The organism is Weissella sp. ESL1177 (assembly GCF_058107185.1).
Window position 1 is genome coordinate 1,487,229 of the sequence record NZ_CM176591.1, and the last position, 14,485, is coordinate 1,501,713.

At 38.9% G+C, this 14,485-nt stretch carries 16 protein-coding genes and 1 other RNA gene; 3 read left to right on the forward strand and 14 right to left on the reverse strand.

All coding sequences use genetic code 11. The features are described from left to right. Positions 1-12: 12 nt before the first annotated feature. The 13 genes from AC3B5D_RS07280 to AC3B5D_RS07340 all read right to left on the reverse strand — a co-directional run bounded on the left by AC3B5D_RS07280 (position 13) and on the right by AC3B5D_RS07340 (position 9,075). Complete coding sequence (locus tag AC3B5D_RS07280) at positions 13-756, reverse strand: acyl-[acyl-carrier-protein] thioesterase (RefSeq protein WP_489840697.1); 744 nt, start codon at positions 754-756, stop codon at positions 13-15. After that, positions 756-1,634, reverse strand: a complete 879-nt coding sequence (gene rsmI / locus AC3B5D_RS07285; RefSeq protein WP_489840696.1) for a 16S rRNA (cytidine(1402)-2'-O)-methyltransferase — start codon at positions 1,632-1,634, stop codon at positions 756-758. Before rsmI ends, AC3B5D_RS07280 begins: the two co-directional genes overlap by 1 nt. After that, the gene (gene holB / locus AC3B5D_RS07290; RefSeq protein ID WP_489840695.1) at positions 1,631-2,638 is read right to left on the reverse strand and encodes a DNA polymerase III subunit delta'; all 1,008 of its coding nucleotides are present in this window, start codon (positions 2,636-2,638) and stop codon (positions 1,631-1,633) included. The genes rsmI and holB overlap by 4 nt, the downstream gene beginning before the upstream one ends. 9 nt (positions 2,639-2,647) lie before the next feature. Beyond that, complete coding sequence (gene darA / locus AC3B5D_RS07295) at positions 2,648-2,977, reverse strand: cyclic di-AMP receptor DarA (RefSeq protein WP_489840694.1); 330 nt, start codon at positions 2,975-2,977, stop codon at positions 2,648-2,650. After that, on the reverse strand, positions 2,974-3,636 hold the full coding sequence (tmk, locus tag AC3B5D_RS07300; RefSeq protein ID WP_489840693.1) for a dTMP kinase: 663 nt from the start codon (positions 3,634-3,636) through the stop codon (positions 2,974-2,976). Before tmk ends, darA begins: the two co-directional genes overlap by 4 nt. A 123-nt stretch (positions 3,637-3,759) precedes the next feature. After that, complete coding sequence (locus tag AC3B5D_RS07305) at positions 3,760-4,020, reverse strand: YaaL family protein (protein ID WP_489840692.1); 261 nt, start codon at positions 4,018-4,020, stop codon at positions 3,760-3,762. Further along, positions 4,020-4,619 (reverse strand): recombination mediator RecR, encoded by a 600-nt coding sequence (gene recR / locus AC3B5D_RS07310; RefSeq protein WP_489840691.1) that lies wholly within the window; start codon positions 4,617-4,619, stop codon positions 4,020-4,022. The genes AC3B5D_RS07305 and recR overlap by 1 nt, the downstream gene beginning before the upstream one ends. A 25-nt stretch (positions 4,620-4,644) precedes the next feature. Then, complete coding sequence (locus AC3B5D_RS07315) at positions 4,645-4,953, reverse strand: YbaB/EbfC family nucleoid-associated protein (protein ID WP_489840690.1); 309 nt, start codon at positions 4,951-4,953, stop codon at positions 4,645-4,647. 24 nt (positions 4,954-4,977) lie between these two features. Further along, a complete protein-coding gene (gene dnaX, locus AC3B5D_RS07320) occupies positions 4,978-6,711 on the reverse strand; it encodes a DNA polymerase III subunit gamma/tau (RefSeq protein WP_489840689.1) in 1,734 nt (577 codons plus the stop codon). A 147-nt stretch (positions 6,712-6,858) separates the two neighbouring features. Then, positions 6,859-6,944, reverse strand: an RNA gene (gene ffs, locus AC3B5D_RS07325) — signal recognition particle sRNA small type. 5 nt (positions 6,945-6,949) lie between these two features. Beyond that, positions 6,950-7,492, reverse strand: coding sequence for a nucleoside deaminase (locus tag AC3B5D_RS07330; RefSeq protein ID WP_489840688.1), 543 nt, complete (start codon positions 7,490-7,492; stop codon positions 6,950-6,952). After that, entirely contained in the window at positions 7,470-8,087 is a 618-nt protein-coding gene (locus AC3B5D_RS07335; RefSeq protein WP_489841184.1) for a class I SAM-dependent methyltransferase, read from the reverse strand. The genes AC3B5D_RS07330 and AC3B5D_RS07335 overlap by 23 nt, the downstream gene beginning before the upstream one ends. Before the next feature lie 22 nt (positions 8,088-8,109). Beyond that, positions 8,110-9,075, reverse strand: coding sequence for an alpha/beta hydrolase (locus AC3B5D_RS07340; protein WP_489840687.1), 966 nt, complete (start codon positions 9,073-9,075; stop codon positions 8,110-8,112). A 326-nt stretch (positions 9,076-9,401) separates the two neighbouring features. Between AC3B5D_RS07340 and AC3B5D_RS07345 the strand changes: the two genes are divergently transcribed. The 3 genes from AC3B5D_RS07345 to AC3B5D_RS07355 all read left to right on the forward strand — a co-directional run bounded on the left by AC3B5D_RS07345 (position 9,402) and on the right by AC3B5D_RS07355 (position 13,102). Next, positions 9,402-11,207, forward strand: coding sequence for a M3 family oligoendopeptidase (locus tag AC3B5D_RS07345; protein WP_489840686.1), 1,806 nt, complete (start codon positions 9,402-9,404; stop codon positions 11,205-11,207). Positions 11,208-11,466: 259 nt separating this feature from the next. After that, entirely contained in the window at positions 11,467-12,840 is a 1,374-nt protein-coding gene (locus AC3B5D_RS07350) for a sugar porter family MFS transporter (protein ID WP_489840685.1), read from the forward strand. 85 nt (positions 12,841-12,925) lie between these two features. Further along, a complete protein-coding gene (locus AC3B5D_RS07355) occupies positions 12,926-13,102 on the forward strand; it encodes a PspC domain-containing protein (protein WP_489840684.1) in 177 nt (58 codons plus the stop codon). Between the two features lie 137 nt (positions 13,103-13,239). Here the strand turns inward: AC3B5D_RS07355 and AC3B5D_RS07360 are convergent, their stop codons facing one another. Then, complete coding sequence (locus AC3B5D_RS07360; protein WP_489840683.1) at positions 13,240-14,484, reverse strand: chloride channel protein; 1,245 nt, start codon at positions 14,482-14,484, stop codon at positions 13,240-13,242. Between the last annotated feature and the right edge of the window lies 1 nt (position 14,485).

Here is a 14,485-nt window from a genome sequence, read left to right on the forward strand (position 1 = left end):
TCTTAGTTTAGCTTAATTTTTTGCTAACGTCCACTCAATCACTGCTTCTGCTGAAAGCACATCACCAAACCAAATCCGATGCTTTGTCATATTATCAGCAAATTGTACTTCTGACTTTATTTTATTACCTGGCAAAACTTCGTGTTCATATTTAATATTCATTGCAGTTGGTTCATGCGTTTTTAAAAATGACCCTGGTAACACATCAGTCATCCAATCAGCATATTTCGAATTATTAACATGTTGGTTAGAATCAATATCTAGATAACGTACAACGTATTCTTGCTCATAATCTGGTGCTTTTGTGTCATCAAAAGCAATAACTTCTGTTGAACGTGGAATTTTGCGCACATGTTCAGGTTGATATGCCTCAGACATATCCTTAGGAATACGTGCTAATTTTCGTTTGTTCATATCAATCATTGAAAACAAGCTGTCCATCACGACTAAATCTTGGCCTACTTGATCAAGCAAACGATACTCACGCTTTGCAAAAAAAGGATTAAATTGTTTTGCTTTTGTGGTCAAAATGATTTTTTCACCATCTTTAGGACGACGCTTGATTTTAACTTCTTGTTGTAAAACGATCCAACCTAATCCTTTTTCGTGGGTATAGTCGGGACCGATGTTTAAATCAATTGATTGTTGCGTTGAACTTAAAATTGCCAAATTAAAAATCATTGGCAGGCTCAATTTACCAGTTACATCTGCTTCATAGTAAACCACATCATGTGGCATACGAAATTCTACAGCCATTAATTCTTTTCTCCTTGATATTCTAAATAAAGTGTTTGACGATCAAGTGATCGTTGCTTTGCAATTTGCTTAATTGCTGCTGTGGGTTTTAACCCCGTCGTTATTAACGCTTGGACTGCTTCAATGGGCGACAATGCGGCCAATGGGTCTTCATCGACTAATTCAGCAACTTGATCATTACCACTAACAAGCATGACGAATTCACCGCGAACTTCATGCGTCGTTGCCCAATTGGCTAATTCTGACACCGTACCACGTAAAAATTCTTCATAGCGTTTCGTTAATTCACGTGCTAAAACGATTTGGCGCTCAGGTCCAAAGGATTTTTCAACGGATTGTAACGTCTTTGCTAGTCGATGTGGTGCTTCATAAAAAATCATTGTTTCTTGATGCATTTTTAGTGTTTGCAATATTTGTTGCTGCTCTTTTGGTTTACGCGGTAAAAAACCATAAAACAAAAAAGGTTGGGGCGTTAGACCAGAAGCAATCAATGCGGTAATGCCTGCACTAGCACCTGGGATCGGTACGACTGGTATATCTGCTAAAATAGCTGCCTTAACAAGTTCATGACCTGGATCAGAAATTGATGGCATCCCTGCATCTGATACTTGAGCAATACTATCACCAGCTTGTAATCGTGCAATCAATTCTGGTATCCGAGTCTCTTTGTTATGTTCATGAAACGAAATTTGTTTCGTTGTGATATCAAATTGATTCAATAACTGTTGCGTATGACGTGTATCTTCCGCAGCAATCAGCGCTACCATTTGCATCACTTGGATTGATCGATGTGTCATATCACCTAAATTGCCAATTGGTGTTGGTACTAAGTACAAAGTACCCGTTGTTTGTGTCCCAAAACTTTTCTGTTGTTTCATGATAAACCTGCTAACTTAAATTGACTTTCTAATATCGTGGCTTCTAATGTCGTTTGGAAATTAATATTCTTTTGCAACCGTTGTGATGCCTTTAACACAATACGGACGACTGCCAAAATAACATCAGTCTGATAACGTTGGGCTGCTCCAGTCCAATCTTGTGAAAAATGATTGTGTGTCTGACCCGTTGCTTTAGTTAATAGAATGTCACGCCATGCTTGCGCAAACATCATTAATAGCACCTGATGCCTGGTTGGGTCATTCGCCAAGGGCATAAAGGTAGTGTGCACTAATGTAAATGCTTGATCAGAATTTTTTAAAATAGCCGTGACTAATTCTGCAATTGCTCGCGTTGCTTGAGTAAACCAATCATCAACTAACCAGTCCTGAGCTATTGTTGAACTATCGGTTAAAGCTTGTACTAATGATACTTGACTTTCTTGGTACCCCATTGCAAGAAGCTCATCTTTAAACTGTGTTTGCCCGGTTGCTGAAAATGCCACAACCTGTGTTCGGGAAATAATCGTTGGTAAGATTTGCGCACGATTTTCAGCAATTAAAATGGCTGTCTGACCAGCTGCAGGCTCTTCAATAAATTTTAGTAACCCATTCGCAGCACCAGTTGTCATTGTATCAGCACCAGCAATAATAAATATTTTTTGATGACCTTCAACCGCAGTCTTACTAAATTCATCTTTCAAAAAACGTACTTGATCAACTTTGATGCTTTTACCATCTGGCTGTACTTCAATAACATCTGGATGTTCATGCTTCGCAATACGTTGGCATTGATCACAATGACCATCTGGTTGACCATCAGCTGTTACATGTTGACACATCAAACGCATCGCTAGCCAGTCAGCAACCAATTCTTGGCCACGACCAGCTGGTCCAGTAAATAAAAAAGCGTGAGCAAGCTGATGGCTTGCTAACGCCTTTTGTAGTTGCGCAATCAACTGAGGCTGTAAAGCCATAACGCGCGCAATTAATTCTTTGGCGTTCATGAGCACCTCTTAAAAACGATGAAATTGTTCAACATCTTGAACAAAGACTGTTGCGCCACCAACTTGGACTTCCATTGGCGTTGCAGCTGTTGATTCCATTGAAACATCAAGACTAACTGCTGGTGTCATGAATTGCTTACGCGTATGTGACGTATCATGGATAAGGTCTAGCACCTCTTGCACACGATCATCTTCAATACCAATCATAAATGTTGTGTTACCTGAACGTAAGAATCCACCAGATGTTGCCAGTCGTGTTGCACGAATATTTGCTTTCACAAATTTACCACCTAGTTTATTCGCATCTTTATCTTGTACAATCGCAATAATCATTTTCATAATGTGGAATCCTCCTCGTTCTGTATACCAAGTACTGGTCGTAGTGCTGTCCATGTGTCTGTAATAACGTCTGCCAAATCTTGTTCAGCATTAATGATTAGAAAACGTTTTGGGTATTGTTTTGCTAATTGATGATACGCATCTGTCACTCGTTGATGAAATGACAATGTTTCAACATCTAAACGATTAATTTCGTTTTGACGATTTTCTTGAATCCGTTGTAACCCTACTTCTGGGCGAATGTCTAAGTATACCGTCGCAGTTGGCATCAGGCCATTAATCGCAAACTCATTAATTTTCGTGACAGCGTCAATACCAAGTTGACGACCCCCACCTTGATAGGCAATTGAACTATCAACATATCGATCACTGATAATGACTTTATCAGCAGCAAGTGCTGGTAAAATCGTATCAACCAGATGTTGTCGTCTTGATGCCGCATATAATAGGGCTTCCGTCCATGCATCCATAGTCGGTAAATTTGGATCCAATACCAAATCACGAATGGCTTCTGCAACGGAACTATCCTTACCACCTGGTTCTCTAGTCAATATCAATTTGTCTCCAAGTAACGGCGTCAATCGATTTATGATTGCTCGTAACACCGATGTTTTTCCCGCACCATCGGGTCCCTCGAATGTAATAAATCTCCCTGGCATGTATTCACCGCTTTCTAATCATTCTATGTTTCTCATTATACCAAAAAGAAGCCGATACAAAATAGTTTCGACCTCTTATTTAATAATTAACTAACAAAATCGTCTTTTTATATACATTTTACATTATTCTGGATGAACAAATGCTGTTGACCAATGGCCTTTCATACCACGTTGTCGGGCAGCTCGTAATAAAAAGAAATATTTTTGTTTCGCACGAGCTGTTTCAGCTTTTATCATTCTTGGTGCAATATCGCTTTCAAACATAGCATTTTCAGACAAACGTGCTTTTTCATAGTCATATTTTGCCCGTTCGATCGCTTTTGATAAACGTTCATCATAAGCTTGCTTGTTAAATGACGAACGCTTCCTGTGTAATTTGAACATTATAACTGCGTCCTTCCTTCAACTGCCTTAATTAAAGTAATTTGATCGGCATAGTCAATATCACTACCAACAGATAATCCTGTTGCTAAACGTGAGACTTTTAGTCCAGCTGGCTTCAATAAACGCGATAAATACATCGCCGTTGCTTCACCTTCAGCATTTGCATTCGTTGCAACGATTACTTCTTGAATAGTCTCATCTTTTTGAAGACGGTTAACAAGTGATTCAATATTGATATCATCTGGCCCTTTCCCTTCAAGCGGTGATAGAACCCCATGCAACACGTGATATAAGCCTCGATACTCACCAGTATTTTCAATAGCCATCAAATCTTTCACTTCAGCTACCACTAATACCTGACTTTGATCACGACTATCATCTGAACAAATCACGCATGGATCCGTTTCAGTCAAATTGCCACAGATCGAACAATACTGTAAATCACGCTTTGCGGAAATCAACGCTTGGGCAAAACTGGTCACTTCTTCTTCTGGCATATCAATCGTATAAAACGCTAATCGTGTTGCAGTCTTGATTCCAATACCTGGTAATTTTGTATAACTATCAATTAATTTTGCAATTGGTTCTGGATACTGCATACAACCGCCTTCTTTCTACTTCATTTTAAAACATACCTTTTGGTGCAAATTGGCCCAAACGTTTTTGTTGATCCTGTTCAATTTGCTTCATGGCATCATTAACTGCAACAATGACCATATCTGATAAGCTATCAACATCATCTGGATCAACGATATCAGCTTTAATTTGCAAATCTTTTAACTCACGATCACCATTAAAAGTTGCTAAAACCAAATCAGAAGGTGCATGACCAACATAATCAGTCTTTGCAATAGCAGCTTGCTCATCCTCCATCTGCTTTTGCATCTTCTTAGCTTGTTTCATCATTTGTTGCATATTTTGTCCACCGAACATTAATTTTTCCTCATTTCATTTATTTTAATCATCAATTTCTTCAACAATGTCTGCATCAAAAATTTTTCTTGCTTCTGCTACAGCATTATCTACCTGTGGATCCTCAGTTTCCTCGACTTCAGGATTAATTGGCGGCGTTGTTGTTTGCTGATGCTTTGGCAACTGAGCCACAAACTTCGCACGCAATTGTGGCCAACTATCAGCCGTAATAAATACCAATTGTCGTTCATTTTGAGCTTGTGTCAATTCGCGTATTTGAGTGACCATCGTTTGTAGCAGATCTGCTTTATGCATGGCATTGACACGAATAACATCAAAATCAAAAGCAACCACTAATCCATCACTGGAAGCTGCAATTGGGCGAGCAACATTCAACATCGCTTGCTCAGGTACTGGCAACATATTGATCATATCAGCCCAAATTGTGGTGACACGATTTAAATCACCACGAGTCGCCTCGCCCAAAACTGTAAATACCGCTGCTTGATCATCACTGACTTGTGGTGCGATCCGTGTCCTTTGCGCAACTGGTTGTTTTGGTGCTGTTGGTTGCTGTGTTGTTGCTTGAGCATTAGTAAGAGCTGTTACCGATTCAACCGATGTGTTGGTTTGTACCGATGTTCCAGTTTGATTTTGTGGTTTTGCCACATGAGGTTGCTGATTCGTTGTCACTATTGCAGACTGCGTCATTGGTTGACTTAATTTCACTGTCAACACTTCCAAATAAATAGCTGGTCGATTCGTATAGCGCAATTGTTGTTGCGTTTCATTTAGTGTATCAATCATCCGATACCAACTCGTTGCTGATTGTTCTTTAGCCAATGATGTAAATGTTTCATCGGGTACCAACGTCACTAATTCTGGTGCTTCAGTATACAACAACAAATCACGGGCATAACTAATCAAATCTTCAACAAAGCGATTGGCATCTTTACCTGCATCTAAAACTTCAGAAAGTTTTGCTAAGGCTCTTTTTGTATCTTGTTTAACAACCGATTGCACATATTCTCCCAACAGTGTTTGTGTCACTGATCCTGTGACTAACAAAGCATTTTCAAGGGTCACATGACCATCGCCAAACGATAGTGCTTGATCCAAAATACTCAAGGCATCACGCATCCCCCCATCAGCAGCATTGGCAATCACTTTAAGTGCTGCTTCATCATACGTATTACCACGTTGATCTAAAATATAAACCATTCGTTCGTAGGCTGATTGCGCATTGATCCGTTTAAAATCAAAACGTTGTGTACGTGAAATAATCGTAGCCGGAATTTTTTGTGGCTCCGTTGTTGCCAGAATAAAGATGACATTTGCTGGTGGCTCTTCCAATGTTTTTAGTAAGGCATTGAACGCACCAGTTGATAACATGTGAACCTCATCGATGATATAAACTTTATACTTTGCTCGTGTTGGTGCATAAGTCACATCTTCACGAATCTCACGAATCTCATCCACACCATTATTCGAGGCCGCATCTAATTCGATGATATCACCTAATGTTCCTTCATCAGCTGCCTGACAAATTTCACAGATGCCATCTGGTTCGCCATCCACTGGATGCAAACAATTAATCGCTTTCGCAAAAATTTTAGCCGCTGAAGTCTTCCCTGTTCCCCTGGGTCCACTAAACAAATACGCATGAGTCGTTTGTCCAGTAATAATGGCATTTTTCAATGTCTTTGTCACAATTTCCTGACCAATCATATCGCTAAATTTCTGTGGACGCCATGTCCGATATAACGCTTGATATGCCATGATTTGGGACCCCTTTCTCATCATTTATTTTTTATTAATTTATTTGTAACTATCCTTACCAATAATATCAGAAAATACAAATTGATAACAGTTGACATTTCAAAAAAAGAGGTCAGAACGATGTGTTCTAACCTCTGATAAAATGCTTAAGAAGTGAAGCACAATGCACGATCTCCTTAGTGCTGCTGCCTTCCGACCCTGACACGATTCGAAGTGCACACTTGCCCCACAAATTACATTATAACAAGTCTTTTTCATTTTGACCAGTCTTTTCCTCAGCAAATCGTTGTGCACGCTTAACCGCCTTTTTTCGTTCGCGTACAGTTTTAAAAAATTGTTTTAATAGTGCACTAGCTTCCGATGCTCGTACACCAGCATGTACATTAACCTGGTGATTTAATCGACTATCTGTCAATAATTCGTACATTGATGTCACACCACCAGCTTTAGGATCATCAGCCCCATAATAAACATCCATCAGTCGAGTCTGTTGAATTAAACCTGCACACATAATGCATGGTTCTAACGTGACAAATAACTGTGCCTTTGGTAATCGCCATGAATGTAATTGACGATTAGCCTCAATAATCGCTTGATATTCAGCATGTTGACTACCATCTTGAAAGTGTTCTCGCAAATTAAACGCCCGACTAATCACCTGACCATCTTGCACAACAACTGCCCCAATTGGCACTTCACCAATACTAGCTGCCTTACGTGCTTCAGCTAATGCTAGTCCCATAAAATAATTGATTTGATCATTCGTCAATTGTGTTACCATACACACTTTCCAAAATATAATACCCTTTATCTTTGGCAATAATTTGCACATTACCAAATAATTCGGCCATTAATTTCTTTGCAGATGGTGCACCCTGCTTTTTTTGCAAAACAACGGTTAAAGTACCGCCATCAACAAGATGATCAACGGCACCCGCAATCATATCTGTCACAATTTGCTTCCCCGCTCGGACTGGTGGGTTTGTTAAAATCGCCGCAAATTTATCATGGATATTTTCATAACGATCAGATTGCACGACAGTAATCTGGTCTGCGACATGATTACTTTGTGCATTCCGCTTAATTAAGTCAACTGCACGCTGATTAATTTCTGCTGCAACAAAAGTTCGTTCAGTCATCACCTTTGCAAGACTAATGGCAACAGGTCCATACCCAGCACCTAAGTCTAAAATTTTTCCAGCTGGCAACGATTGATGAAAAGCCGATAACATGGTACGTGTCCCGTAATCAACTGTGGTTCTTGAAAAGACGCCCGTATCTGTCGTAAATGTTAACAATTGATCAAATAAAGAAAATGTCCACGTATGCTCATCATGTGCTGTTGTTGGATTTTCCGTGTAATAATGTTCAGCCATCATTTTCCTTTCTCGTTCATTATTATTTAAAATACTGATGTAAAAATTTTTGTACTGTTGCCTCATATTTTGCTGGGTTCGTGCGATATGATTCAACATGTGAGGCACCAGGCACTAAGTACTTTTCTTTGGGACCATTACTAGCTTCATAAACAGGTTGCATAAATTTTGTTGGCACAAATTTATCATTACTACCATGAATGAATAACATTGGACGCGTATTCTTTGCCAATAATTTTTCAGCATCAGCCTGCGCATAACTATAACCTGCAAACACTTTTGAATAGCCTGATACGACTGGAATTAAAATATTACTTAGCCATTTTGGTAACCCGTACATATGACCAGCTTCATAATGTAATTCATCTGAAACCGATGTATAACCTGAGTCTTCAATATATGCTTCAACTTGTTTTGGCGGATTCATCCCCGATAACATCATCGTTGTTGCAGCCCCCATTGAGGCCCCCATGATCAGGATGCGACTACTTTGACCGTTCTTTTTTAGAACTTGTTGGATCCATTCTTGATAATCTTTTGCATCTAAGTAACCAAAACCAATATATTTACCACCAGATTGTCCAGCAGCACGATCATCAGGCATCAACACATTGTAACCAAAACGATGAAACATTTCACCATAAGGTGCCATCGCACGATGATCCACACCAAATCCATGAATAACAATGACTGTTTTGGTTGTTGGTTTTGCAGCTGGTAAATAATGACCAACTAACTTTGTCCCATCTTTTGCCTGTAAATGCCACGTTCTTGTGTCCGCTGCCAACCACTTTTGTTGTTGCGAATATAACGGATTGTCCTGATTAACTAACCCACTACCGACAAAGTCTTTTTTTGCTCGTACTTCAGCCACATGAAAGAAATAACCACCAGCGCCTAAAATGGCTGCACCAATTACCACAATCAACGTGGCAAGTGTTGTCCACACTTTTCGTCTTGTCGTCCATTTTTTATGTTGTTTTGCCATTTTTACCTTACCCTATACCTACGAAACTTACTCAAAATATTATAGCATAAGGATTCATACCAGATAAACAAAGCTGCTGCTGTTGTTGTTGTTGTTGTTAGTGATTTTACCAATTCGACTCATTTTCGTTAACTCATTCTCAGATTTGCCAATCAGAGATTCATTATTCCATTATTCAATAGTTAATCCTCACTCTTTATTTTTCGTAGAACTAATCTTGTATGGACGATAACTATTATCTAATAGCCAGCTTATCCGTGTTCATTTATAATCTAATTGAGTTATGCTAAAATGATTAGAACAATATGAGATAATGGAGTATTAAGATGACCTATTCATTAAACTGGGATTTAGATCCCATTTACCCTGGTGGTATTCACTCACCACAATTCGCCGATAAACTAACTTTGTTAAGCCAGCAAATTACTGACCTACGTACAAACATTGCTCATTACGAGCAACAAAGCGACAGCAAATATCAAAAATTCGCCAAGCTAGTTGCTGATAATCAAGTGATTGATTCAGGTCTTCAAACAGCTAGTTTATTCGTAAATGCCTTATCTGCTGCCGATTATACAAATCCAGAATATCGTTCGTATCAAAATAAAGTTGCACAATTAGCTGTTGCTTATCAAACACCGTTGAATGCTTTTACTAAATTATTAACGACATTCTCAGATGAAGATTTTGCAACAGCGTTAGCCGAAAAATCAGTTGCGCCGGTTGCATTTTATTTAACTGAATTGCGCCAACAAGCTGATCGTTTATTAGATGATCAAACTGAATCATTATTGAATCACTTACGTTTAGACGGCCTCAATGCTTGGTCCGAGCACTACGATACAATCAGTGCTGGTCTAACAATGGCTTATATAGATGAAAACGGTCAACAACAAACCTTATCTGCTGGACAAGCCTTAAATCGAATCGATGATTATCCTAATAACAATATCCGCGCTAATATCATGCATCAATATGAAAACATGTGGGGTCGTGCTGAAAACTTGGCTGCTGATACATTGAATCATCTTGCCGGCGCACGTTTGACTGAACAAAAAGCCCATGGTTATCATGATTTTCTTGAACAGCCCCTTGAATTAAACCGAATGTCACGTGATACACTGACAACGATGTGGCAAGTTGTTGATGATAATAAAGATATGTTTGCAAACTATTTTGATCGTAAAGCACAATTAATGGGGTTAGAAAAAATTGGTTGGCAAGATCAAGCAGCACCAATAACAAAATTAGGTAACTACAAGCCAACAACAACGACCTATGATGAAACTGCTGCTTTTATTATTAAAAATTTTGGTAAGTACTCACCCAAAATGGCTGCTTTTGCGCAACACGCTTTTGAAAATCAATGGATTGAAGCTGAAAACCGTCCTGGCAAAACACCAGGGGCTTGGATGGAAAGTGTACCTGATATTCATGAATCAAGAATCATTACAACATTTACCGGATCAGTCAATGATTCTGCAACGATTGCACATGAAATTGGGCATGGTTTCCATACATCTGTATTGGCTGACCTACCCGTTTGGCGTGATGCCTATGCCATGAACGTTGCCGAGACAGCCTCAACTTTTGCTGAAATGTTGATTGCTGATGCCAATGTTCAAGCGGCAACATCAGATGCTGAAAAAGTTGTGTTACTTGATGCGAAGATGGCGAACCCCGTTGCCATGTTCTTAAACATTCATGCACGTTTCTTATTTGAAAAAAGTTTTTATGAAGAACGTCAAAATGGGTTTGTTCCTGCAGCACGATTGAATGAACTAATGACAACCGCCCAAAAACAAGCTTTTGGTGGTATTTTGGATGAAACACATCCCCACTTCTGGGCATCAAAACTACATTTTTATATTGATGATGTGCCTTTCTATAATTTCCCATATACCTTTGGTTATCTATTTAGTCAAGGTATCTATGCTTGGGCGCAAACACAAGATAATTTTGAAGAGGCTTATATCTCGTTACTCCGTGACACCGCAAATATGACCACTGAAGCACTGGCTCAAAAACATCTTGGTGTTGACTTAACAAAACCAGATTTCTGGCAGGCTGGTGCTGATTTAATCAAACAAGACATCAATGAATTCTTACAACTTTCAGAGCAATTCATCTAAATTTCATCGATTAAGTTAATCATTGATACCTGAACAGGATCGTTAAACAAACCATTAAGCTGGTCGTTTAACGGTCCTGTTACCTTTTGCTTAAAATAGCATTATTATATTTTTAATTTTCATTTAAGTTTCATGGTAATAAAATAACAATTATAGGGGTGTTTCATTTTACTGATCAAATTTTCAGTAACGACTTTATCAATCAAAGACAATCATTGAGGTATTTTGAACAAAAATTCTGAAAGGAAGTGTTTTTATTTTGAATAAAGAAGAGAGTGGTCCTAAAAAGAACAATCCATTTCTAAATTACACAGCTTATATTATTGCACTAGGTGGTTTTCTCTTTGGATATGATACAGGTGTGATTAATGGCGCATTAACTTTCATTAGTCATGCTGACCAATTAGGCGCTTCACCAACGATTCAAGGTTTAATATCAAGTGCACTAGTTTTAGGCTGTATGTTTGGTGCATTATCAGTCACGACATTAGCTGATAATCTTGGTCGAAAAAAACTGCTACAGTGGATTGCAGCAATTTTTACAATTGCAACTATCGCTTGTTCGTTGGCAATTAACGCTTGGATGTTGATTATTTCACGCTTTATTCTCGGTTTATCAGTTGGTTGTGCATCTAGTTTATCACCACTGTATTTAGACGAGATTTCACCTGATCGCTTAAAGGCGAAAAACGTGAATAAAAATGCTATCGCAATCGTTGTTGGTCAATTAACGGCCTTTACAGTTAATGCCATTCTTGGTTCATTATGGGGCAATTGGCATCCCGTTTGGCGTATTATGATGTTAGCAGCAGCCATTCCTGCCATTTTCTTATGGATTGCTTCTGCCAAAATTCCAAACAGTCCCTTCTGGTATTTGTTGGAACGTCAACGTGAACGGGCACAAAAAGTTTTCAAAAAGTTAGGTTTTCCAAAATTAGATATTCGAGAAAACATTAGCGAAGCCAAACAATCACTACGCCAAGGTGAAAAAATCAATTGGCACCTTATTTTTTCATCTAGGGCTGCGTTATATATCCTCGGTGCTGGTTTAACCGTTGGTTTTATTCAACAGGCTTCTGGTATTAACACAGTCATGTATTATGGCTCAGTCATTCTTGAAAAGGTAGGGCTGGGATCTGGCGCTTCATTATATGGTAATGTCCTAATTGGGATTGTTTCGTCTATCGCTATTTTCGCTGGAAAACACATTGTTGAACGCGTTTCCCCTTTTCGGCTATTAACGATTGGTTTAACTTCAAATGTTTTTAGTTTAGGTCTATTAAGTTGGGTCATGAAAACGACACCACTTGCACCAGCGATGAATAACATTTTGGTACTAATCATTTTGGCCTACTTTTTGGCAACCCAACAAGGTCTTGTGAGTCCTGTCACTTGGATGCTACTCTCAGAAATGTTCCCACAGCAATTGCGGACGACTTTTAACGCTTTGAGTACGGCAATGATTTGGTTAACAAACTTTATCATTAGTTTAATTTTCCCAATTTTAATTGCTCATCAAGGCACGGCTGGTGTATTCTTGATTTTCACCTTTGCCAATCTTGGTTGCATTTTTTTGGCAGCAATTTTTGCCAACTCACACCTTATCAAACGAGCCGCTGCAAAAATCGACTAATATTGATCACTATGCGATAAAATAATCGTTATTATTAATCATCTCCTGTATAATAGCAGAAAACGGGTATACAGGGGGAAATATCATGAAATTATATCGTTCGAAAGATAGTCGTGTCTTAGCTGGTGTTTTGGGTGGTTTAGCTGAACGTTTCGATTGGAACGTTAATATACTAAGAGTTCTCTGGGTATTGTTAACTTTAAGTCCATTTCCAGGTTTAATTATTTACTTAATACTTTGGTTATTACTACCTGAAAAATAGCATGAATAAAATATTGTTAAAAAAGAGCGTTAAACAACCAGATACATTTTGAAGTGCCCATAATTGTTAGACATAAAAATCTAACGATTATGGAGCACTTCATTTGGCTGTTTAACGCTCTTTCATGATGCTTTGATTTATTTAACAATTAATTTTGAAGAGGCACTAGCCAATGCAACAGTTAATCCTAATGGTAATAAGGCTGAATAATCTAGATGACAGACTTCAAATAACATAAACAAGGCCATTAATGGGGCCTGTTGCGAAGCTGCCAAAAAGCCAACTGCTCCCAAAACACCTGCTTGTGCAAGTGAGGCGTCTGGCACGATCATCACATAACCAAATCCAAGTAATACCCCTAGAGCACCACCAATTGCAATTGAGGGCGTCAATGTGCCACCAGCAGCACCACCTCTAATTGTTAAAATAGTAACGAACGTCTTCAGTAGGGCCCCAACTAATAAAAAGCCGGCGACACGACTATCTGTCTGTATAAACGCAAACTCAGCTAGTCCACGACCATTACCCATAATTTGTGGCATAAACATTGCCACAATCCCAGTTAATAAACCAACCAATGGTAACTGCCAAAGAATTTGTGCAGGTGTACTGCTTTTTTTACCAGCCCATTGGAATCCTCGGCGAAATAATGCTCCCAAAATTCCCATGAGAATACCAAATATCACCACCAGCGGTAACATATCCATGGCAAAATTTTTATGATTAATCAAATAATAAGGCACAAAGCCCTTCGTTATTGATCCAATCAACATCGCAATGACAGACATACTTAAGCTAACTGACACGGTCCGCATACTAACTTTTTTTAACAATAATTCGACAGCAAACATCATCCCTGTTATTGGTGCAATATAGATACCAGCAAAACCAGCACCGGCAGCTGCAGCAATCAATAAACGTTGATCATCTGTTGATAAACTAGCTAAACCAACATGCTGACTAAATTTCTGCCAGTGTTGGGCTAACATGGCCCCCGCTTCCCGTGGTGCTAACTCACGACCAATTGACCCACCTGTTGCAACATAGAAAATCTGCGTCATCACATGAACGATTGTTACCCAAAAAGGCATCGTTTCACCTTTCAACGCACGATTAATACTGACCGTTGGCCGACAATAACGCTTCAATGCATACCAAACAAGGCTCACAATAATGCCACCAAGAGTGACTGATACTAAGCGATTGATTGCTGTTGCTTGAGTAGCCACTGGTATACTTGCATTTTCCTCAAAATGTAAAAATAAACGCTCAACGACATCTAATAATTGACCTAACAATAGTGAACTAAATCCCACAATGATACCAAGAACGATCGTTGATATAATCAACGTCATTGTTTGACGTGTTGTTTCCTTCATCATA